Genomic DNA, 22,278 nt, shown 5'->3' on the forward strand with positions numbered 1-22,278 from the left:
GAACGACAAAGGCCACGGTCCGCGAGTGCGGGTCCGTGGCCTGGTGGGCAAATCGAAGCGTCTACCTACAGTGAAGTCGGTATCTGCTGTCGAACACGGACGCGCGTGGTGCGCGGTGACGTCGATGGGTGTACACAGCGGGTGCTGCCAACGCCAGGACGCCGGGGGCGGAATTCGACCCGAGGGCTTCCGATGCGGACTGGTGCATCGGGCCGAAAGCGGTGGGACGAATCCACGTCTGCGCAACCGAGCCGGCGGCTACGGCCGCAGCAGCGGGCGTACCGACCAGTGCATCGCCGAAGGGCGTTGCACCGCAGACAGGGCTGAGCACGACGGTTGCTCTTGCACCGGCGATGTCGAATGTGTCGATCATGTTCTTCAGCTCCTGTTCTGGTCTCGTGGGCGGACTGGGCAGTGTGCGGTCTCCCGCGACACGAGAAACAGACTAAGCCCCCCGCCGAGATCTGCACAAGTTATTTTTGACCAGCAGTTTTACGGCAACTGTTCGACGGACGGTTACCGGTCGGAGGACCGCACCACCGTGAGCACGTCCTCGCCGAAGCGCTCGAGCTTCTTGGCCCCGATTCCCGGTATCGCAACAAGCCCACGCTCGTCCTGCGGTTGCTGTTCGGCGATAGCAGTCAACGTGTTGTCACTGAACACGACGTATGCGGGCACCTTGAGTTCACGAGACTTGTCCAGGCGCCACGACTTCAACGCGTCGAGCAGGGCGATGTCCACGTTGGACGGGCAGCTATCGCATCGTCCGAGCATCGTGGCCGACGTGCCGATCAACGGCTTACCGCAGATTCTGCACTTGGGCCCCGACCTCTTGGCCGCGGGTGCCGCGATGCGCGACGCGGGCGAATCCTCGGGCACCAATCCGACGAGGAATCGGGAGCGGCGACGCGACTTGCGCCCACCCTCGTTACGGGCCAGGGCCCACGACAGGTGCAGGTGGACCCGCGCCCGGGTGACACCCACGTAGAGAAGGCGACGCTCTTCCTCGACGGCGGCCTCGTTGTTCGCACTGGGATCGTTGCCGATCGCGTGAGATATCGGCAGCGTTCCGTCGGCAAGCCCGACGATGAACACTGCATCCCACTCGAGCCCCTTCGCCGCATGCAACGAGGCCAGCGTCACGCCCTGCACCGTCGGTGGATGCCGCGCCTCGGCGCGAGCCGCGAGTTCACCGAGAAGTGAGTCGAGGGTCAGTTCGGGGTCGTGCACCAGCAATTCCTCGGTGAGTTGCACGAGACCTCCCAGGGAGGCCCACTTCTCCCGCGCCTGCGCACCGGTCGGCTCGGTAGCGGTCAACCCCAGTGGAGCCAGCACGGCCCGAACCAGACCGGTCAGGCCGTCCCCGGCACGAGAACCGTCGGGTAGATCGTCTCGGCCAGCAGCCTGGCGCAGTGCATTGACTCCCTGCCGCACTTCGGGTCGAGTGAAGAAACCCTCGCCGCCGCGAACCTGATAGGGAATCTTCAGCTCGGTCAGGGCCTGCTCGTGCGCCTCGGACTGCGCATTGATGCGGTACAGAATTGCGATCTCGGCAGGCTCGACGCCTTTCGAGATCAACCTCTTCACCGCGCGTGCCACTCCGTCCGCTTCGGCGGGCTCGTCGTCGTACTCGAAGAACTCCGGCTCCGGACCGGAATCACGCTGACCGATCAGCTGCAGCCGAGTGCCCGCAATGCGACCCCGCGCGGCACCGATCACGCGATTGGCCAACGACACGACCTCCGGTGTCGATCGGTAGTCACGTTCGAGACGGACAACGGTGGCCTCGGGATACTTGCGAGAGAAGTCGAGCAGGTAGCGAGGGGACGCTCCGGTGAACGAGTAGATCGTCTGATTCGCATCACCGACGACGGTGAGGTCGTCACGATCGCCCACCCAGGCGTCGAGAACCCGCTGTTGGAGCGGCGTCACGTCCTGATACTCGTCGACGACGAAGCAGCGATAGCGTTCGCGGAATTCGTCGGCCACCGAAGAGTGCTCTTCGAGCGCCGCGGCGGTGTGCAGCAGCAGATCGTCGAAGTCGAGCAACATGCCGTCGCCGCCGCGAGATTTGAGTTCTTCGTATCCCGCGTACACCGCAGCGACCTTGGCTGCGTCCATGGGCACGTCGCGTCGGTTGCTCGCCGCTATGCGCGGGTAGTCCTCGGGGGCGATCAACGAGCCTTTCGCCCACTCGATCTCGCCCGCGAGGTCGCGGATGGCGTCGGTGGACGTGGAGACGCCGGCCCGGTTCGCTGCCTGCGAGACCACGGTGAACTTACGGTCGAGCAACTGCCACCCGGTGTCGCCGACGACCTGTGGCCAGAAATATTTGAGCTGGCGCATCGCGGCAGCGTGGAAGGTACGAGCCTGCACCGGAGGTCCCTCTCCCCCGACGCCGAGTTCTCGAAGACGGCCGCGCATCTCACCGGCCGCCCGCGCGGTGAAGGTGACCGCCAACACCTGGCCGGAGGACACGTGCCCCGCGGACACGAGATGCGCGATGCGTCGAGTGATCGTGCGAGTCTTGCCCGTTCCGGCCCCGGCGAGCACACAGACCGGACCACGAGGAGCCAGCACTGCCGCGGATTGCTCCGGATCGAGACCGGCAGTCATCGCGTCGTCAGCCATGGGTCCATTGTGTCAGTGCCTACCGACAGCGATGTCCGGGCCCGACGCCGCCGAGACTCGCCGAGGCCGCCGTCACGGAACAATCACCTGCGCCCTGCTGTTGACTGTCTGCGTGACCACTACCGAGAACACCCCACAGACCCCGGCCGCGCTGACCGTCTACTCCACCACCTGGTGCGGGTACTGCCGCCGGCTCAAGACTCAGCTCGACGAGGCGGGAATCGCCTACTCCGAGATCGACATCGAGCAGAACCCCGAGTCCGCCGAGTTCGTCGGCAGCGTCAACAACGGAAACCACATCGTGCCCACCGTGCAGTTCGCGGACGGATCGACGGCAACCAACCCCAGTCTCGCCGAGGTCAAGCGCGCTCTGGCGCTCTGATCGAGCGTCAGGTCGTCGCTGCCCACGCCTCCAGCATCCCGCGAGCGATCGAGATGGATCCGGGAAGCAGCAATCGAGACGTCGACTCCGATCCCCAGTCGCCCAGTTCGAGGGCGGCGACGACCTCGGTCCGCTCGAACCAGTGCGCCTCGGCGATCTCGCCGTCCTGGAACGCGAGCGGCTGATCCGGGTCGGCGACGGCCGAGAAGCCGATCATCACCGAACGCGGAAACGGCCACGGCTGACTGCCGAGATATTCGATGCCGGATACGTCCAGCCCCACTTCTTCCTTGATCTCCCGCGCGACACAGGTCTCCAGCGATTCGCCGGCCTCGACGAATCCGGCCAACACCGAGAACCGACGTTCGGGCCACATCGGTGCGCGCGCCAACAGCACTCGATTCGCGCCGTCGTGAACCAGGCAGATCACCGCAGGATCGGTGCGCGGAAACTCTTCGTGACCCGAGGACGTGCTGGTCCGCGACCAGCCTGCAGCCGACGGAACGGACGGAGCGCCGTCGAGCGAGCTGAACCGCGCACTGGCGTGCCAATTGAGGATGGCCAGAGCCCCGGTGACCATCGACAGCGACACACTGTCGAGGCGCTCACCGTCGGTGCGCAGATCTCCCAACGTGCCCTGGACGAGTTCTACGCGCCGGGTCCACAGGTGACGATCCTCATGAATCCCGAGGAAGACCACGTCCTCGGTCGGTTCCGTGGCCACGTCTGCGGCGTCGACGAAGACCAGACCACCGTCGTCCACTGCGAATCTGCCGCGACCGTCCACGTCGAGTATGCGAGCCGTGGACCAACCGGCGGCCAGTGCCGCTGTGTCACGGCGCAATTCCTCGGCCCGGTCGAGCGGTGATCGAGACAGTCGAGGTGGATGGACGAGCTGAAAATTCGGCACGCTCACGACCCTACTGGGCCTGCTCAGTCGGCCACGCGACGGATGTACAGCAGTCGGTCGGTTGCCTCGATCGCGTCGACCTCGGGTGATCCGACCCGGAACAGCTTGCCGCCCCGGACCACTCCCAACACGATGTCGGCCAGATGACGCGGTGAACCGCCCACCTCGTCCCGCTCCACCTCTCGCTCTGCGACGGCGAAGCCTGCCTCCGGGGTGAGAAGATCCTCGATCATCTCCACGACGGACGGTGTGGACGTGGCAATTCCGAGCAGCCGACCCGCAGTTTCGGACGAGACGACCACCGAGTCCGCACCGGACTGGCGCACCAGGTGCGTGTTCTCGGCCTCTCGGATCGCCGCGACGATCTTGGCCTTCGGAGCGATTTCCCTGGCCGTCAGCGTCACCAGGACCGCCGTGTCGTCGCGATTGGTCGCCACGATGATGGCCGCGGCATGTTGAGCGCCCGTGAGCCGAAGCACATCGGACTTGGTGGCCGAGCCGTGGACGGTGACCAGACCCATCGCCGAGGCCGCGTCCAGCACGGTCTGGTCGGTGTCGACCACGACGATGTCCGAGGCCGACACTCCGTCGCCGAGCATCGCGTCGACTGCGGTTCGGCCCTTGGTACCGAAACCGATGACCACGGTGTGATTGCGCACGCTGCGTCTCCATCGCTGAATTTTGAATGCCTGTCGAGACCGCTCGGTGAGAACCGACAGCGTGGTGCCGACCAACAGAATGAGGAACAGGACTCGTAAGGGGGTGATGACCAGAATGTTGACCAGCCGCGCAGACGGACTCATCGGCGCGATGTCACCGTATCCGGTGGTCGACAACGACACCGTCGCGTAATAGAACGCGTCGAGGAACGACAGCTCGCCGTTCTGATTGTCGCTGTAGCCGTCGCGATCGAGGTAGACGACGAACGCCGCGAGAAAGAGAATTCCCAACGCCATCAGAACCCGCTTGTAGATCGCGCTCCACGGGCTGGATTCGATTTCCGGAACCCGCAGCACACCTACCAGCGCGAAATCGGGCTTGTCGGTCAACGCGCCGCTGTCCCCCAGGCGCGTGCGCAACCTACCTCCCACGTCGCCCACCGAGGTGCTCACCGAAGTCGAGATCATTCACGGCACGCAGCGTAACCCCATGCCGCGCTTCTGCGTCGACAACCGACCGCTTCGAGCGGACCGGATGGGCGGATGCAGCACCGTGTGGCACGGTGTGTGCATGACACAGAGACCGAGTCAGGCCGCAGCGCTGCGTCTCGCGGGATTGCTCGCCGGCGCCGGAGTACTCCATTTCGTCACTCCCCAATTCTTCGATGCGCAGGTACCGACCGCCCTTCCAGGTTCGGCGCGGACGTACACCCAGGTATCGGGAGTAGCCGAGCTCGCTGTGGCTGCCACGTTGGCCGCACCCCGCACCCGTCGAATGGGCGGTGCGTTGGCAGCGGGCCTGTTCGTCGCGGTCTTCCCCGCCAACATCAACCTCGCATGGAAGTACGTACGCAGCTCCAAGACGTCACCGGCCTTGAAGGCCGCCATGATCGCTCGTCTCCCCCTGCAGATCCCACTGGTCACCGAGGCTCTGAAAGCTCGTCGACTGGCACCGTAGTGTCGACGTCGTCCACGACGGATCGACCTTCGAGCAGCGCCGCCAAAGCTGTTGCGTCAGGCAGCTTGTCGGGCGAGATGGTACGACCGCTGCGGACGTAGTGGAACGCCGCACGGACGCGATCGAGCGGTACCGGCTCGGCACGACCGACGGACATCAACTCCGCCCACGCCAGCCGGTACGCCGCCAGCTGCATCGCCACCGCCTGCTGCTCGGACGCCGACGGTTCGGCTCCGGTCTTCCAGTCGACGACGGTCCAGCCGCCGTCCGGGTCGGCGAACACCGCGTCGATCCGACCGCGCAGCACTGTTCCTGCCACCGACGTCTCGAACGGCACCTCTACCTCCACCGGACTGCGCAGAGCCCAATCGGAGGCCTCGAACGCCCGCTGAAGAGTGTCCAGGTCCACATCGGCAGAAGCACCGGTATCGGCGGAGCCCGGTAGTTCGTCGAGATCGAGCAGGCGGGTCGCGCCGAACCGGCGCTCGATCCACGCGTGAAACGCTGTTCCCCGGCGCGCCAACGGATTCGGGGGAAACGGAAGTGGCCGGCGCAGTCGCGAGGCGAGCGCATCCGGATCTGCCGCCAAGTCGACCAGCTGCGTCACCGACAGGTTCTCGGGTAGTGCGACATCGACCCCGGCAACGGCCCGCGCCGAGCGCTCGGCCAGCAAGGTCCGGACGTCGAAGCCCCACTCCTCCGGGTCGTCCTCGTCCTCGTCTTCGTCCGAATCATGGTGGGAGCCGGCCCTGTCGGCCAGGGCCCGCAGAACGTCGGCCGCACCACTCTCGATCGCGCCTCGCCGCGGCCCGAGCGGATCTCGCGGCCAGGATGCCGTATGCGGCTCGGCCCCCAACGGGTTGACGGCTCCGGCTTCGGGGGCCGGTGCCCACTGCTCGACCACCGCGACGGCGTCCTCGGCCGTCGAGGTGTACCGGTGGAGCTCGTCGAGAAACTCGGACGGGCCACGAGGCTTCGTGGACGTCTCGTCCCACTGATGCGCCGAGACCAGCAGCACCCGTTCGGTTCTGGTGAGTGCAACGTAGAACAGTCGACGATCCTCCGCGAGCCGACGCCGAGCGAGTGCATCCTTGTGCCGCTTGACGGCGTCCTCGAGGTCCTTTCGGTTGTAGAGGTCCTCGAGCTCGAGTACCGGTACCCCCTCGGAACCTTCACCGTCGAGAGCGCGGTCGCCGCGCAGGGACGGCGGCAGTTCGGCCATCGCCCCGAGCCAGGTCGACGAGGCGTTCGAGGACGGGAACACTCCGGTCGCCACGTGCGGTACGGCCACGACCTCCCATTCGAGGCCCTTCGCCGAATGCACCGTCAGCACCTGTACTCGATGCGGGGCGACCTCGACCTCGCCCGGAGCCAACCCGTCCTCGACAGTCTCTGCCGCCGCGAGGAACGACAGGAATCCGGTGACCGTGGCCGTTGGATTGTCGGCGTAATCGGCCACCACATGGGCGAATTCGTCGAGATGCTCGCGCCCGACTGCACCATCGACACCGAACGGTGTCCGCGCCTGCGCTTCGACGCCGATGCCCATGATGCGTTCGATGTCGGCGACCAGTTCCGTCAGCGGCTGCCCGATTCGGTCGCGCAACAGATGTAGTTCTCCGGCGAGCGCAGTGATGCGTCGGTGCCCGGCCTCCGAATATCGTTCGGCCGAACCTGGATCGGCGATGGCGTCGGCCAGACCGGCCTGCTCCGACTGTTCCCCCGGCAGGGCACTTCCGAGCGCGGCGTCGAGCGCCTGTGGGTCGTCGACACGGCCCGCGGTGCCGTAGCCGCCCCGAATCTCGAGCTCCTTGGCGCGCTGAGCGAGCGCCCGCAGATCGGCGGCCCCGATCTGCCATCGGGAGCCCGTGAGGATACGCATGGCCGAGCTGCCCGCAGTCGGATCGGCCACCAGACGCAGCATCGCGGTGATGTCGGCGACCTCCGGCACATGCAGCAATCCGCCGAGCCCGACCACCTCGACGGGTAGGCCACGGCTACGCAGCACCTCGGCGATCGGCTCGGCATCGGCGTTGCGCCGCACGAGTACCGCGGCACTGGGCGGAGGCCGGTCCAGTTCGAGGGCGTCGCGGTAGTGCTCGGCTATTCGGTCGGCGATCCATTCCCGTTCGTCGAGGACGGTGTCGGTGACGGCCAGCCGTACATCGCCGGGCACCGCGCCCGGCCGGGCCCGCAGGGTCGGCACCGGTACACCGACGCGGCGCAGGGGGTCGGTGATCAGATTGGCGAGAGCGAGTGCCTCGGGCGGGTTGCGCCAGCTGGTGAGGAGTTCGAGCCGCGGTGCCGGACTGCCGTCCGCCTGCGGGAAATCGGTGGCGAACCGCGGCAGGTTCGCCGCCGACGCCCCTCGCCACCCGTAGATCGACTGCATCGGATCGCCCACGGCTGTCAGCGCCAGGGTGGCATCGCTACCGGATCCGAACAGTGAGGACAGCAGCACCCGCTGGGCATGACCGGTGTCCTGGTATTCGTCGAGCAGAACGAGCCGAAAGCGTTGCCGCTCTGCGATTCCCACTTCGCGATGTTCGGCCGCGACCCGCGCCGCCATCGACATCTGCGAACCGAAATCCAGTGCCCCTTCGTGCCGAAGCGTCTGCGCGAGTCGTTCCACCAACGGCAGCAACGTGATTCGTTGATGTTGGGCATCGAGGATGTTGAGCAGCTCCTTGGTCGGCCCACCACGTTGACGCGGACCGGGGCCGAGTGTGTGCACCAATTTCTCGAGTTCCACGTGCGCCTCGCGCAGCTGGTCGGGGTCCACCAGATGCTCGGCCAGCTGACCGGAGAGGGCGAGTACCGCCTCGGTCACCGACGTGGGATTTCGGTCGGTGTCGAGATCGCCGTCCCACGTGCTGACCACACGATGCGCGAGCTGCCACAGTTCGGTCTCCGACAGCAGCGTCGCGGAGGGCTCGATGGGCAGCAACAGGCCGTGCTCGGTGAGCAGTCGCCCGGCATACGAGTGGTAGGTGCTCACCTCCGGCTCGGCGGCGAGAATCCGTTCGCGCAGTGCCAGACTCGGATCCAGCGCGCGCACCAGATCCGACCCGGCGAGCCGCGCCAGCCGAGCGCGGATTCGGGACGTCAGTTGCTGCGCAGCCTTGCGGGTGAAGGTCAGTCCGAGTACCTGATCCGGATCGACGAACCCGTTGGCCACCATCCACACCACTCGCGCGGCCATCGTCTCGGTCTTCCCAGCCCCTGCGCCTGCCACGACGAGCGTCGGACCGGGTGGGGCGGCGATCACCGCCGCCTGCTCGTCGGTGGGTGGGTGCTTCTGCCCGAGGGCGCGGGACAGTTCGACGGGTGAGACCCGCACGGTTGCGCTGCGCGTCGCCGAGGCGGTCACTGCTCGGTCACCTGCCGTCCTGTCTCGTGGGCCGGGCAACTGGATTTGACGGGGCAATGTCTGCACCCGTCGTTGACTCTGGCTTCGAAGACGGGACCCTGCGTCGCCGAGGCCGCCCGGTGGACGGTGTCTCGCCATTCCTCGAGTTTCTCCGGTGTCGGCACCTCCTGGATCCGCTGCGTTGCGCCGTCCTTGTTGTGCGGTTTGGCCACGAACACCAACCGGGCACCCCCGGGTTCGCCCGCGGGCTCTCCCTCGATTGCGCCCGCGGCAGCGGCGACCTGATACGTAGCCAATTGATGGTGATTGCGCGCGTCTTCCTTGGACATCACCGTTTTGGCCGTCTTGACGTCGATGACGACCGGGCGGCCGTCCGGATCGTGTTCGAGCCGATCGATCCGGCCGCGCAGGGCGACCGCAGGCTCGTCCTCGGATCGGGCGGCCAGAATGCCGTCGACCTGTACCTCGACGCCCGCCTCGGTGAGCTCGCCTCGGGTGCCCTGCAGCCAATTCTCGAACGTGTCGAGCATCGCCCCGGTTCGATCGAGCTCGTGACGCGAGAACCACTGTGATCCGAGATCGACTGCATCCCACGCCGTCTCGAGTGCCCGCCTGAGCTGGTCCGGTGGAATCCGGCCTGCCACCGCCTGCACCAGAGTGTGCACGAGGGTTCCGGTGACGGCGTGAGTGTTGGTGCCGTCGTTTCCTCCGTGACGTTCGAGCATCCAGCGCAGCGGGCACGTGGTGAGCTGTTCCACCGTCGATGGCGAGAGCGGGACCGGCCCATCGCCGAGGTGCCACAGGGGCTCGCTGGTGCTGAGGCCCGCAATTCCGAACCACTCGTCGGGATGTGCGCCTCGGACGCCGGCCTCGGCGAGTGTGGCCAGGTGCCGCGCGGCGCGCGCTCGCTTGTCCGGATCATGTTCGGCGACAACGGGATCACAGACGACCCCGCGAAGCTCGGCGACCAACATCGGTAATGCCAACACCCGGTGCGGGGTCGGCGGCTCGGAACCTTCGGGCAGCGGGACGGGATCTGCGTCGCCGTCGACTCCCCGGAGTTCGTCGACGAATCGGGAGCGGACCAGATCGGTATCGCCCGTGCTCGAGTCCACGGCGGTGACGAGCAGAGTGGAGCGCGCGCGACTGCACGCCACGAGGAAGAGCTTGCGTTCCTCGGCGAGTAGCGGTGCAGCTTTCGACAGTCGTCCGTCGAGGGCCGCAGCCGCGTCGACCTTGCCGGACACCAGATCGACGAGCGTGTCGGTTCCGAGGAGGCTGCCGCGCGCTCGCAGACCCGGCCACAGCCCCTCCTGAACCCCGGCGACCGCCACCAGTTCCCATTCGCGACCGGCTGCCGAGTGCGCGCTGAGCAGCGTCACCGCATCGGCCGGCGCAGTCGAACGATTCGAGCTCGAGGTAGGAATCTGTTGCTGCGCAATGTAATCGAGGAATCCGCCCAGCTGCGCGCGCGGCAGCCTGTCGACGTAGGCCGCCGCGGCGTCGAAGAGTGCGACCACCGCGTCGAGGTCTCGATCGGCCTGAGCACCCGCGGACCCACCCCACGCGGACGCGGCGGCCCAACGCCGCTCGAGTCCGGACGCCTGCCACGCAGCCCACAGCACGTCCTCGACTCCGCGGCCCTCCCGAGCCACCGCTCGCGCCTTACGAACGACGCTCAGTGCTCGTCGCAGCGGTGCCGCTTCCACGTCCGACAGACCAGTGATCCACCCGAACTTCTCTCGCGTCTCGCCGGTGAGAACGACTCTGAGCAGTTCGGCCGAATCGCGCTCGCCGCCCGAGGCCAGTTCGAGTCTGCGGACACCTCGGCGCAGCCGCCGCAGACCTACCGGATCGGCACCCCCGATCGGGCCGGACAGCAGAGCCAGCGCATCTTCTCCGTCGAACGACGGGTCGGAGATCGCCCGCAGCACCAGCAGCAAGCCCACCGCTCCGTGCTGGCGATGCAACGGCAACTCCGAAGCCGGGGTGATCATGGGGACACCGGCCGCGTGCAGAGCGCGACGCAGCGGCGCGACGGTACGCGGGACCGACCGCACGACGATCGCCATCTCGGACCAGGGCATTCCGTCGATCAGGTGCGCGCGTCGCATGGCGTCGGAGATGATCGCGGCTTCCTTGGCAGGCGAAGACACGACGTGTACCCGGGCCTCCGGCTCGCCGAACCGAGCCGTGGCCACCGGCTCGGGACTGCGGTGCCGACCGAGCCCGGGCAGTCGCCCCGCCACGATGTCGGTCAGTTCCGCCACTGCAGGCACCGATCGAAAGTTCCGCGTCAGGACCACCCGTCGAGGCGAGTCCGCATCGAGCAGATCGGCCACGAACGTGGGATCCGCTCCACGGAACGTGAAGACGGATTGATCGGGGTCCCCGGCGATCACGGTCGATTCGGTATCGGTGCCGATCAACCGAATCAGCTGCGCAGCTTGCGGATCGAGGTGCTGTGCATCGTCGACGACGAGGTGCCGGATGCGGGCGCGCTCACTGCGCAGCAGATCCGGGTCGGTGGCGAACGCCATCAGTGCGCTGCCGATGAGCTCGGCCGCGTCGAGGCCCGGTGCCGTGGCCCCTGCGGCTTCGACGCCGACTGCGCCGCGCAGCAACATGGCTTGTTCGTATCGAGCCGCGAATTTGCCGACGGCGATCCATTCGGGTCTGCCGTGCGTGCGGCCCAGCTTGACCAGATCCTCGGGTCCGATTCCGCGTTCTGCGGATCGGAGCATCATGTCTCGCACCGCGGTGACGAATCCTGCGGTACCGAGAGCCGGGCGCAATCGATCCGGCCAGTCGGTTGCGCCGTCCTCGATGTCGCCCCGCAGCATCTCGCGGACCACCGCGTCCTGCTCGGCACCGGTCAGCAGTCGAGGAGGCGGATTGCCGTAGAGGGAGGCCTGCAACCTCAGTACCGCGAACGCATACGAGTGCACCGTGCGTACCAGCGGTTCGCGCGTGGCGCGCAGCGCGTGATCGCCGCTGAACAGACCGGCGGTGATCTGCTCGCGGAGCGTGATGGACGCGCGCTTCGACTGAGTGAGCACCAGGACCGATTCCGGATCGCCGGACACGATTCGGGAGACTGCGTAGTCCGCCACGAGCGCTGTCTTTCCCGAGCCGGGCCCGCCGAGCACCTGCCAGGGGTTCCATCGAGGAGCGCCCTGAGCCGCCTCCGCCGCCGAATCGGGAGTCCACGCCAGCAACCGGGCAGCGGAATCGGTCCACCGGCGGGGCGGCTGCGCCACCCTGGGTGCACGGACGAGGGTGACCGTCGCGCCGTGTCTGCCGTCCGTGCTCATGCGGGACATGCAATCACGACCCACCGACACGAACGGCCGTGCCCCGATCCGGCGGCCCGGGGGCGGCAGCCGACCCGTCCCTTTCGAAACCGGGGCCTTCGATGCGGCATAGTGGTTCACGTGCCCGAATTGAATCTGCATACGTTCGGACCCGCAGACGGTCCCGAAATCCTCGCCGTTCACGGTGTAACCGGCCACGGTGCCCGTTGGTGGGACCTCGCCGAGAATCACCTGCCCGAGGCCCGCATTCTGGCTCCCGATCTGATCGGCCACGGCCGTTCTCCGTCCGTTCCACCGTGGGACATCGACGCTCAGGTCACCGCACTGAAGGCCGTGCTCGACGCCCATGCGCGCGGTCCGGTCGTGGTGCTCGGACATTCGTACGGCGGCGCGTTGGCCGTGCATCTCGCACAGCGGTTCCCGGAGGTGGTGCGCGCGCTGGTGCTGCTCGATCCTGCGATTGCCTTGCCGCCGGAGGAGCTGCTCGAGGTCGCCGAGGCCACTGCGAAGTCCCCCGATTACACCGACGCCGACGAGGCGCGTTCGGAGAAGATCCACGGGGCTTGGGCGGACGTGCCCACCGAGTTGCTCGACCGCGAGGTCGCCGATCACCTGGTCCCTGCCGACGGCGGGAAGGTCGCGTGGCGAATGTCGATTCCGGCCATCGTTGCGACGTGGGGCGAGCTCGCTCGTCCGATCGTGGTGCCCGCCGAGAGCGTCCCGACCATCGTGGTGCGGGCCATGCGCGTCGAACCTCCTTACGTGACCGAAGAATTCGTGTCCGCGCTCCGAGACAAGCTCGGCGAGAACCTGCGCACCGTCGAACTCGACTGCGATCACATGGTCGGCCAGGCCAAGCCGGCCGACGTGGCCGAGCTGGTGCGATCCCTGCTGTAGATGGCTCCGATCACCGAGGCGCAGGTGGAGCGGGTACGCGCGTTGGTCGCGTCGATTCCCGTCGGTTCCGTTGCCACCTACGGGGACATCGCGGCGGCGGCCGACCTGTCCAGCCCCCGCATCGTCGGGTGGATCATGCGGACCGACTCCGCCGATCTGCCGTGGCACCGTGTCCTGGGTGCAAGCGGAAAGCCTGCGGCGCATCTGGCGACGAGACAACTCGAGACGCTGCGCGGAGAAGGTGTCGAGATCCGCGACGGGCGAGTGTCGCTGAAGTCCGTTCGCTTCGACTTCGGGGCGCTCCCCCAGCCTCCGACGTCGACCACTAATCTCGAAGGATGAACATCGGAGATCGGCTCGGGCAGTTCGATCCACGCCCTGCGGCGAAGTTCGCCCTGTCCAAGGCGAGCACTTTCGTCGCCGCGGCCGGCCTGGTGATCGACGAGGTCTCGGGCACGCGGGTAGCGGGGCACATCGAGTTGACCGAGGAACATTTCACGCCCTGGGGCGTCGTGCACGGTGGGGTCTATTCCAGCGCCGTGGAAAGCGCCGCGAGCATCGGTGCGAGTGAGGCGGTCAAGGATCGCGGCGAGTTCGCGGTCGGAGTGCACAACGGAACCGATTTCCTGCGCGCCAGCAAAGGCGGACGGGTGGATGTTCTCGCGGAACCGTTGCAGCAGGGCCGCGTTCAGCAACTCTGGCTGGTCACGATCATCGCGACCGACAGCGGTAAGACCATCGCGCGCGGCCAGGTTCGACTGCAGAACGTGCCGCTGCCGACGTGATGGGATCGCACCGGTGAGCGGCTCGTCGACCGAGCCGATCTGCGACGCCATCGTGCTCGCGGGTGGTCGCGGATCGCGAATGGCAGGCCTTGCCGGCTCGCCATCTGCAGAAGTCGACAAGCCCGCGCTCACCGTCGGCGGACGACGACTGGTCGACATTGCAGTGTCGGCCGTCTCGGACTGTCGCCGAACGGTACTGGTGGGCCCCACACGCGACGCAGTACCGGGTTCGGTTGTGCAGACCCGAGAGTCCCCCGCCGGCGGCGGCCCGGTGGCAGCTCTGGCCGCCGGACTCGAAACACTGGACGGCACAGCCGATCTGGTGGCAGTCGTAGCGTCGGACATACCGCTGCTGAATGCTTCTGCGGTGCATTCACTGATCGATCAGTTCTACCGAGTCGAGACCGACGCAGTGTTCGCGGCCGACGCCACCGGTCGCACCCAGTTCCTGCTCGGAGTCTGGCGCTACAGCGCGCTGCGCTCGGCGGTGGCGGCGCTCGATACCGTCGAGGGCGCCCCGATGCGCGCACTCGTACCGAACGAGCACCGCGTCGTCACGGTTGCCGATATCGAGGACTGCGACACCCCTGCCGATCTGGTAGCCGCGCGCGCCGCAGCCGCGTCGAGATCGGACGACGTACTCGACATCGACGCCGCGCACGAACGAATTCGACAGCGAGTAGCCGCCCTCCCGGTTCATCGAATTCCGTTGCAGGACACGGCTGGGACCGTGCTCGCGCAACCGTTGGTGGCAGCAACAGCACTGCCTGCGGTCGACATCTCCGCGATGGACGGATTTGCCGTGAGCGGACCCCCTCCGTGGACGCTGAGGCCCGATATCGCCTACGCCGGAACGTCCGGCATCGCCCGACTCGCCGACGGCAGCGCAGTACGCATCGCGACCGGCGCAGCGCTTCCTCCCGGTGCCACTGCGGTCGTTCGCGACGAACACGCGGTCACGACACCGGCCGGCGTCGTGGAACGCGCACCGACGGCGACGTCGACCGACGACACGCGTCGCCGCGGCGAGGACTGGCTTCCCGGAACGGAGTTGGTTGCCTCGGGTACCGCAATCGGCACTGCTGTTCGGTCACTCGCCGCGAGCGCGGAGGTGACCGAACTCGATGTGCGGGGACCGGTTCGCGCACAAATTGTCATTAGCGGGAACGAGATTCGGGTATCGGGTCCGCTGGCACCCGGGGAGACCAGGGATGTACTCGGATCGGCGCTGCCGGAGTATCTGGCGCACTGTGGAATCGCTGTCGTGGACGCACTGCTGCTCGACGACACGGCGACCGCGTTCGCCGACCTTTTGGGAAGTACCGAGAACATCGACCTCGTGGTCGTGGTCGGAGCCACCGGAGGAGGTGCCGCCGATCAGCTACGCTCCACGCTCGCCGCCCTCGGTGCCGAAACCGTCGTCGGGCGAGTGCGCGTGCGTCCCGGCGGATCTCAGATCACCGCGACCCTGCCCGACGGTACGGTTGTCCTCGGCCTCCCCGGCAATCCGCTCGCGGCAGTGAGCACGGCGCTGCTGACCGCACCGGCGATCGTCGACGCGCTCACCGCTCGCATTCCGCGTTCACCGCGAACGGGGTTGTTGTCCAATGCATCCGAGGTTCGAGCCCCGATCCCTCGAATCGTTCCCGTGGTGGCCGACGGTACCCGCTGGCGAGCCGACGTCAAGGTCCGGACAGCTCATCTGGCGCACCTTGTCGGCCGTGATGCTCTCGCCGTGATACCCGCCGACGTCAGCGACGACGAGCCGGTGACAATTCTTCCGTTGCCGTACTGAATTCCGAACCGGCCAGCAGCCGAACACCCTCTTGGTACCGCTCGACGACGAGATCGACGATGGCCGGATGCACCCCGAGCGGCGCACCGACGCCGTCGGCTCCCACGTCGGCCAACCGATTGTGGAAGAGCCCACGAGCCAGCAGATAGCTCGCCACGAACACTCGATCGTGCCCGGCTTCCCGCAGCCCGGACACCGCCTGCGCGACGGTCGGCGTACTGGTGGCCACGTATCCGATCTTCACCGGTGTCCGAGCCGCGTCCGCGAGCATGGCTGCCGCGATCCGATGTTCCTGCAACGCACGAGGATCGGACGATCCTGCGGCCGCGAGCACGATGCTCTGGCCGGCTCGCCAGCCGGCGTCCCGGAGCCGATCGACCATCACTCGTGCGAGCACCGGGTCCGGCCCGAGGGCACGGGTGACGGCGACCGACGAGTGCGCACAGTCCGTGATCTCGCGCGGCACGTCGGTGTGGACGTGATAACCCGATGCCAGAAATGCCGGAACGACGACCGCCGATTCCGGAGTGTCGCGCAGTACCTCGGACGGGGACGGTCCCAGCACGTCGACGAAGGCGACACGCGTAGTACCGATCTGCTTCGAGACGGCGTCGGCGAGCGCGGCGACCATCTCCACACCGCGCGGGTTTCGAGTGCCGTGTGCGACCAACACCAAGGTGGGTTCCATCAGTACTTACTCCCCTCGCTCACGGCAACAGCCCCCGTGGGTTCGTGTGCATCGCAGTCGGATTCGGTCTCGATATAGTCCAACGCGATACGGTAGCCGCGTTTGACCACGGTCTGGATCGCCTTGGGTGCCCCCAGTGAGGAACGGAGTCGGGTCATGGCGGTCTCCACCGCGTGGGTATCGCCACCCCCTCCGGGCAACGAGGCCAACAGGTCTTCACGGGAGACCACGCGCCCCGGATTACGACTCAGCGTCTTCATCAGCGCCATCCCGGCCGGGGACACGGGCCGCACCTCCCCGTCGACCACCACACACCGTCCCCGAACACTGACCACATGCCCGCCTGCGTGCAGGCGACCGGTTCTCCTGGGCAGCTCCTCGGCGATGTGACGGGCGAGCGCGCCGAGGCGCGCACGCGCAGGCGCAGTGGTGGCAACCGACAGCTGTTCGAGCGGGGCTGCGGTGACCGGCCCCACGCACACCGGGAGCACCCGCGTACGCATCGACTGCAGCAGAGGCTCGAGTACGCCGTTCTCGTCGGCACGCATCAGCATCGACGCGACCGCCGGTGCCGAGGTGAAGCTGATGGCGTCGAGTTCACCGACGACGACCGACTCGATCATGCGATCCATCGGACTCTGATCGTCGGGCGCCGTCCAACGGTAGACGGGCACCGGTACCACTTCGGCTCCGGCGCAACGCAGTACCTCGCAGAAGTCCGGAACCGGCTCCCACTCGGTGGTCGCGCCGTGCAGTTGTACCGCTATGCGTTTGCCCTCGACGCCCTCGGCGAGCAGATGTTCGAGCACTTCGGCGGACGACTCGGAGGCAGGCGACCATTCTTCACGTAGATCCGCCGCTCGAATGGCACCGGTGGCCTTGGGACCACGCGCCAACAGTCGCGACGCACCCAGAGCACGACCGAGTTCTTCGGCTCGCCCCCAACCGTCGGCGGCCTCGATCCAGCCACGAAAACCGATTCCCGTGGTGGCGACGGTGATCTCGGGTGGTGCAGCGATGATCGCCGCGGTGACGCGTTCCAACTCTGCGTCGTCGGCGAGCGGGATGATCCTGATCGCAGGCGCGTGCATCACACTGGCCCCACGCCGCTCGAGCAAAGTCGCGAACTCCTCGGCGCGACGCGACGCCGTCACCCCGACGGTGAACCCGGCCAGGGGCATGTCCGCCCCGGCATTTTCGGTCACGTAGATCCGCCGCGGACGAGCACGACACCCTCGACCGTGGCGACCTCGAACGAGCCGAGCAAGACCTCCGCATCGTCGAGGCAACGTCCGTCGACGAGAGAGAAGACCTGCTTGAGCAGCGGAGACGCGACCGTGGGCTCGCCGCCGCGGTCGCCGACCAGACCACGCGACATCACTGCGGCCCGGCCGTAGGGATCTATGTTGCCCACGGCGAACAGTCGTCCGTCGTCGAGCAAGAACAGTGCCGCCTGGGTGCCGCCGCGCAGCAGCACCGCCACCCCGCGGCCCGGGATTAGAGCGTCGAGGGTGCAGGCCGGGGTCCAGTCTCGCGAAAGATCGTTCGGTACCGAAGTATGTGAATCGATGACAGTCATGACGTACCTCCTGGTCAGCTATTTGACGCTGCCCGTGTTTCTTGGCCGTTAAGCGGCGATTACCCACCTGTGCACATGCGCTCAGGTTCGTGACCTGTCAGTTGTCAGGAACCCGTCACTCGATCACGTCACGCTCCGATGCGCGGCATCCCCATCAGCACGGGCACCTTGCGTGCGCCGGACTCGTCGAACGCGATGGTCGGATCGGCCTCGGCCGGAGCGTTGACGAAGGACACGAACCGGCCGAGCTTCTCCTCGTCCTCGAGCACCCCTGCCCATTCGTCCTTGTAGCCGGCGACGTGGCGTGCCATGTCTGCCTCGAGTTCTGCGCCGATGCCCAGGCTGTCCTCGCAGACGACGGCTTTGAGGTGGTCCAATCCCCCATCGAGCGATTCCAGCCACGGTGCGGTGCGTTGCAGGCGGTCCGCGGTGCGGACGTAGAACATCAGATAGCGGTCGATGTAGCTGACGAGTGTGGCGTCGTCGAGGTTGGACGCGAGCAACTGGGCGTGCTTGGGCGACTGGCCACCGTTGCCGCCCACGTAGAGATTCCAGCCACCTTCTGTGGCAATGATGCCGACGTCCTTGCTGCGGGCTTCGGCGCACTCACGTGCGCAGCCCGACACTCCGAACTTGATCTTGTGCGGCGAGCGCAGTCCGCGGTACCGGTTCTCGAGGTCGACGGCCATTCCCACCGAGTCCTGAACACCGTAGCGGCACCAGCTGGACCCGACGCAGCTCTTGACCGTACGCAGCGACTTTCCGTACGCCTGACCCGATTCCATGCCTGCGTCGACGAGCCGCTTCCAGATTTCGGGAAGCTGTTCGACGCGGGCACCGAACATGTCGATGCGTTGCCCGCCGGTCACCTTGGTGTACAGCCCGAAGTCCCGGGCGACCTCACCGATGACGATCAACTGCTCGGGCGTGCACTCGCCTCCCGGCATCCGAGGCACCACCGAATAGGTGCCGTTCTTCTGGATGTTGGCCAGGAAGTGGTCGTTGGTGTCCTGCAACGACGCCAGTTCACCGTCGAGAATGTGATCCGACGAGGTGGACGCGAGAATCGAGGCCACGACGGGCTTGCAGATGTCGCAGCCGGCACCCGATCCGTACTTGGCAATCAACGACGAGAAAGTTCGGGTGTTCGTCGCCCGCACGATCTCGAACAGCTCGGCCCTCGACTGAGAGAAGTGCTCGCACAACGACTTCGACAGCACCACTCCCGATGCCGCCAGCAGTGATTTGATCGACGGCAAGCATCCTCCACAGGTGGTGCCTGCCGTGGTGCAGCTCTTCACCGCGGCCAGATCGCACGCACCGTCGGAGATGGCCGAGCAGATCGCACCCTTCGTCACACCGTTGCACGAGCAGATCTCGGCGTCGTCGGGAAGCGCTCCGATGCCGACCTGCTCGGCCGCCGGAGAGATCAACGAACCCGGATCGCCCGGCAATTCGCGTCCGACGAGCGGCCGGAGCAGCGAGTACGCCGATGCGTCGCCGACGAGGATGCCGCCGAGCAACGTCTTGGCGTCGTCGGTGACGACGAGCTTGGCGTAGGTGCCCTTCGGCGCGTCGCTGAAGACCACCTCGAGCGCACCCGGAGTTGCGGCCATCGCGTCACCGAAGCTCGCCACATCGACGCCCATGAGCTTGAGCTTGGTCGACATGTCCGCTCCGGGGAACTCCGCTGCGCCGCCGAGCAATCGGTCGGCCACCACCTCGGCCGTCGAGTATCCGGGCGCGACGAGTCCGTAGCATCGGCCTTCGACCGCAGCACATTCGCCGATGGCGTAGACGTCGGGATCGGATGTGGTGCAGCCGATGTCGACCAGAATACCGCCGCGCTCGCCGACGTCGAGGCCGCTCTCGCGAGCCAGCCGGTCCTGCGGTCGTACCCCCGCGGAGAACACCAGCAGCGCCGCGTCGATCGTATCGCCGTTGCTCAGCGCGACCGTCAATCCGGCGCTGTCGTTCTCGGTGATCGACGACGTGCCCACTCCCACATGCACGTTCAATCCGAGATCGGTGACGAGGCGGGCCAGTAGCGCACCGCCGCCTTCGTCCACCTGAAGCGGCATCAATCGCGGCGCGAACTCGATGACGTGCGGCGTCATGCCCATCTTCTTCAACGCATTCGCCGCTTCGAGGCCGAGCAGGCCGCCACCGACGACCACGCCCACGGCTCCCGGTCCAGCGGCGTCGGCGCGTGCACGGATCCTGTCCAGATCGTCGAGGGTGCGGTAGACGAAGCAGGCGGGCAGGTCGTGTCCGGCGATCGGCGGGACGAACGGGTAGGAGCCGGTGGCGAGGACCAGCGCGTCGTAGTCCACGGTGTCGCCGGCCGAGGTGATGACGGTTCGGTGGTCACGGTCGACGCGTTCGGCCCGCACCCCGGTACGCATCTCGACCAGGGAGTCGCCCGGATAGTCGTTGCCCGCCAACGCAAGTTCCTTGTGGTCCCAGGCACCGACGTAGGACGACAGACCCACCCGGTCGTACGCCGGCAGAGCTTCCTCGCACAGGATCGTGATCTTCCACTCGGCACCCTCGTCGCGCGCCCGCAGCGCCTCGACGAACCTGTGCCCTACCATTCCGTGCCCTACCACTACCGCGTTCTTCATTGCGGGTCCTTCCGATTTCGTTGCCGTGCAGAATGTTTCGAGCGCGCCTGCACCGAGCGTCAGACGGCTACCGGAGCGTCGGCATCGGCGGAGTCGGTCCTGCGCAGGTAGATCGCCCACGTGACGATCGCGCAGACCACATAGAAGCCGAGGAACACCCAGAACGCTGTGGTTGCCGACTTCGCACTACCGGAGTACGACGCCCGCAGCACCAGGTTGATGGCGACACCGCCGAGTGCGCCGATGGCACCGGCGATCCCGATCAGTGCGCCGGACATCTTGCGGGACCAGTGCTGCTGTTCCTCGACCGTCATGCCCTGCAGTGCAACAGATTTTGCAGCGAAGATCGCGGGAATCATCTTGTACACCGACCCGTTGCCGAGGCCCGAAAGCAAGAAGAGTGCGATGAATCCGATGACGAAGAGGACCATCACAGTGCCGCTGGCCGCCCCGGGCGTCGAGTCGTCCCAGGTGCTGGCCGCTACCAGAATTCCGGTGGAGAAGGTCATGGCCACGAACGTGTACAGGGTGATTTTTCCGCCGCCGATCTTGTCGGCGAGCTTGCCGCCGAACGGACGCGACAGCGACCCCAGCAGTGGCCCGAGGAACGCGATCTGTGCAGCGTGCAGCGAGGCCTGGGCCTGCTGAGCCGCCGTGGCGGGTGCCCCGTCGGTCAATCCGGCCAGGAAGTTGATCTGGAGTACCTGCCCGAATGCGAAGCTGAAGCCGATGAACGATCCGAACGTGCCGATGTAGAGGAAGGCGATCCACCATGCGTCGGAGAACTTCAACACGTCGATCATGGAGCGGCCGTTGGTCTTCTGGTTGTCGAGGTTGTCCATGTACAGCGCGGCACCGACGGCGGCGATCGCGATGAACACCAGGTACACGGCGCAGACGATCTCGGGTGCGGTGTTGCCGACGGTAGCGATGACCAGCAGACCGATGAGCTGGATGACCGGTACGCCGATGTTGCCTCCGCCGGCGTTCAGTCCGAGGGCCCAACCCTTTTCGCGCTGCGGATAGAAGGCGTTGATGTTCGTCATCGACGAGGCGAAGTTACCGCCGCCGACTCCGGCGAACGCCGCCACGATGATGTACGTGGTGTACGAGGCCGGGTTCAACATGAAGTACATCGTCAACAGCGTGGGAATCAGCAACACCAGAGCGCTGAAGATGGTCCAGTTGCGCCCGCCGAATTTCGCCGTGGCGAACGTGTACGGAATGCGCAGGACAGCACCGACGAGGGTGGGGACGGCCACCAGGAAGAACTTGCCCGCGGCATCGATGCCGTAGACCGACAACGGCATGAACAACACCATCACCGACCAGATCGACCAGATCGAGAAGCCGACGTGTTCGGCGACGACCGACCAGATCAGGTTTCGTTTGGCGATCTGCTTACCGCCGCCTTCCCACGCCTGCACGTCCTCGGAATTCCAATGCGCGATCCGGTGATTCACCGAGACGGGAACGGTTCCGGGCGGAACGGGTGCGGTGGCAGCAGAGCCGGTTTCGGCTGAAGCGCTGCGAGAAAGGCTGGTCACGTATGGCCTCCTGGTTCGGTGAGTGACACCAAGATAGGAAAGCCATGTTGCAGCGGCGCTGCGTGCGGTGACCCGCTGATTAACTCGTTCTCACCCGCTCGTCGACGCGTACGTGAGATCGAACGCGTCGACGAGCCGG

The 22,278-nt window shown here is 66.7% G+C and carries 17 protein-coding genes; 6 read left to right on the top strand and 11 right to left on the bottom strand.

Going from position 1 to position 22,278, the window contains the following annotated elements; all coding sequences use genetic code 11:
* Positions 1-61: 61 nt before the first annotated feature.
* Both RFA01S_RS14970 and RFA01S_RS14975 read right to left on the bottom strand, forming a co-directional pair.
* Positions 62-373: a hypothetical protein gene (locus RFA01S_RS14970; protein WP_032366326.1), complete on the bottom strand. Its 312-nt coding sequence runs from the start codon at positions 371-373 to the stop codon at positions 62-64.
* A gap of 143 nt (positions 374-516) precedes the next feature.
* Positions 517-2,631 (bottom strand): ATP-dependent DNA helicase UvrD2, encoded by a 2,115-nt coding sequence (locus tag RFA01S_RS14975; RefSeq protein WP_032366325.1) that lies wholly within the window; start codon positions 2,629-2,631, stop codon positions 517-519.
* 112 nt (positions 2,632-2,743) lie between these two features.
* On the opposite strand from RFA01S_RS14975, the gene RFA01S_RS14980 reads away from it, so the two are divergent.
* The gene (locus RFA01S_RS14980) at positions 2,744-3,013 is read left to right on the top strand and encodes a mycoredoxin (RefSeq protein WP_032407096.1); all 270 of its coding nucleotides are present in this window, start codon (positions 2,744-2,746) and stop codon (positions 3,011-3,013) included.
* Positions 3,014-3,020: 7 nt separating this feature from the next.
* On the opposite strand, the gene nudC is transcribed toward RFA01S_RS14980, so the two are convergent.
* Together nudC and RFA01S_RS14990 are read right to left on the bottom strand one after the other, a co-directional pair.
* Complete coding sequence (gene nudC, locus RFA01S_RS14985; protein WP_032391659.1) at positions 3,021-3,923, bottom strand: NAD(+) diphosphatase; 903 nt, start codon at positions 3,921-3,923, stop codon at positions 3,021-3,023.
* 23 nt (positions 3,924-3,946) lie between these two features.
* Positions 3,947-5,014, bottom strand: a complete 1,068-nt coding sequence (locus RFA01S_RS14990) for a potassium channel family protein (RefSeq protein WP_027496550.1) — start codon at positions 5,012-5,014, stop codon at positions 3,947-3,949.
* Between the two features lie 139 nt (positions 5,015-5,153).
* Between RFA01S_RS14990 and RFA01S_RS14995 the strand changes: the two genes are divergently transcribed.
* Positions 5,154-5,540, top strand: coding sequence for a DoxX family protein (locus RFA01S_RS14995; RefSeq protein ID WP_032407095.1), 387 nt, complete (start codon positions 5,154-5,156; stop codon positions 5,538-5,540).
* Here the strand turns inward: RFA01S_RS14995 and RFA01S_RS15000 are convergent.
* Both RFA01S_RS15000 and RFA01S_RS15005 read right to left on the bottom strand, forming a co-directional pair.
* The gene (locus RFA01S_RS15000; RefSeq protein WP_032407022.1) at positions 5,503-8,910 is read right to left on the bottom strand and encodes an ATP-dependent helicase; all 3,408 of its coding nucleotides are present in this window, start codon (positions 8,908-8,910) and stop codon (positions 5,503-5,505) included. The two genes, RFA01S_RS14995 and RFA01S_RS15000, sit on opposite strands and share 38 nt — an antisense overlap.
* A complete protein-coding gene (locus tag RFA01S_RS15005) occupies positions 8,907-12,233 on the bottom strand; it encodes an ATP-dependent helicase (protein WP_032390060.1) in 3,327 nt (1,108 codons plus the stop codon). Before RFA01S_RS15005 ends, RFA01S_RS15000 begins: the two co-directional genes overlap by 4 nt.
* A gap of 111 nt (positions 12,234-12,344) precedes the next feature.
* Here RFA01S_RS15005 and RFA01S_RS15010 point away from each other — a divergent pair, with 111 nt between their 5' ends.
* The 4 genes from RFA01S_RS15010 to RFA01S_RS15025 are packed head-to-tail and all read left to right on the top strand — an operon-like array spanning position 12,345 to position 15,701.
* The gene (locus tag RFA01S_RS15010; RefSeq protein WP_032370927.1) at positions 12,345-13,121 is read left to right on the top strand and encodes an alpha/beta hydrolase; all 777 of its coding nucleotides are present in this window, start codon (positions 12,345-12,347) and stop codon (positions 13,119-13,121) included.
* Positions 13,122-13,463 (top strand): MGMT family protein, encoded by a 342-nt coding sequence (locus RFA01S_RS15015; protein WP_027496546.1) that lies wholly within the window; start codon positions 13,122-13,124, stop codon positions 13,461-13,463.
* On the top strand, positions 13,460-13,906 hold the full coding sequence (locus RFA01S_RS15020; protein WP_238325086.1) for a PaaI family thioesterase: 447 nt from the start codon (positions 13,460-13,462) through the stop codon (positions 13,904-13,906). Before RFA01S_RS15015 ends, RFA01S_RS15020 begins: the two co-directional genes overlap by 4 nt.
* A 13-nt stretch (positions 13,907-13,919) precedes the next feature.
* The gene (locus RFA01S_RS15025) at positions 13,920-15,701 is read left to right on the top strand and encodes an NTP transferase domain-containing protein (RefSeq protein WP_072692101.1); all 1,782 of its coding nucleotides are present in this window, start codon (positions 13,920-13,922) and stop codon (positions 15,699-15,701) included.
* On the opposite strand, the gene RFA01S_RS15030 is transcribed toward RFA01S_RS15025, so the two are convergent.
* The 5 genes from RFA01S_RS15030 to RFA01S_RS15050 form a co-directional block, all read right to left on the bottom strand.
* Positions 15,658-16,392: a sirohydrochlorin chelatase gene (locus RFA01S_RS15030; protein WP_052060633.1), complete on the bottom strand. Its 735-nt coding sequence runs from the start codon at positions 16,390-16,392 to the stop codon at positions 15,658-15,660. The two genes, RFA01S_RS15025 and RFA01S_RS15030, sit on opposite strands and share 44 nt — an antisense overlap.
* Complete coding sequence (locus RFA01S_RS15035; RefSeq protein ID WP_052060652.1) at positions 16,389-17,570, bottom strand: uroporphyrinogen-III synthase; 1,182 nt, start codon at positions 17,568-17,570, stop codon at positions 16,389-16,391. The genes RFA01S_RS15030 and RFA01S_RS15035 overlap by 4 nt, the downstream gene beginning before the upstream one ends.
* Before the next feature lie 20 nt (positions 17,571-17,590).
* Positions 17,591-17,968 carry a nitrite reductase small subunit NirD gene (gene nirD, locus RFA01S_RS15040; protein ID WP_032366318.1) on the bottom strand — a complete coding sequence of 126 codons (378 nt, stop codon included), beginning with the start codon at positions 17,966-17,968 and terminating at the stop codon, positions 17,591-17,593.
* Between the two features lie 128 nt (positions 17,969-18,096).
* Positions 18,097-20,592: a nitrite reductase large subunit NirB gene (nirB, locus tag RFA01S_RS15045; protein ID WP_032407019.1), complete on the bottom strand. Its 2,496-nt coding sequence runs from the start codon at positions 20,590-20,592 to the stop codon at positions 18,097-18,099.
* Between the two features lie 59 nt (positions 20,593-20,651).
* The gene (locus RFA01S_RS15050; RefSeq protein ID WP_032407092.1) at positions 20,652-22,055 is read right to left on the bottom strand and encodes a nitrate/nitrite transporter; all 1,404 of its coding nucleotides are present in this window, start codon (positions 22,053-22,055) and stop codon (positions 20,652-20,654) included.
* Positions 22,056-22,278: the final 223 nt, after the last annotated feature.

This window comes from Rhodococcoides fascians NBRC 12155 = LMG 3623, from assembly GCF_001894785.1.
In the GTDB taxonomy this organism is placed as follows: domain Bacteria; phylum Actinomycetota; class Actinomycetes; order Mycobacteriales; family Mycobacteriaceae; genus Rhodococcoides; species Rhodococcoides fascians.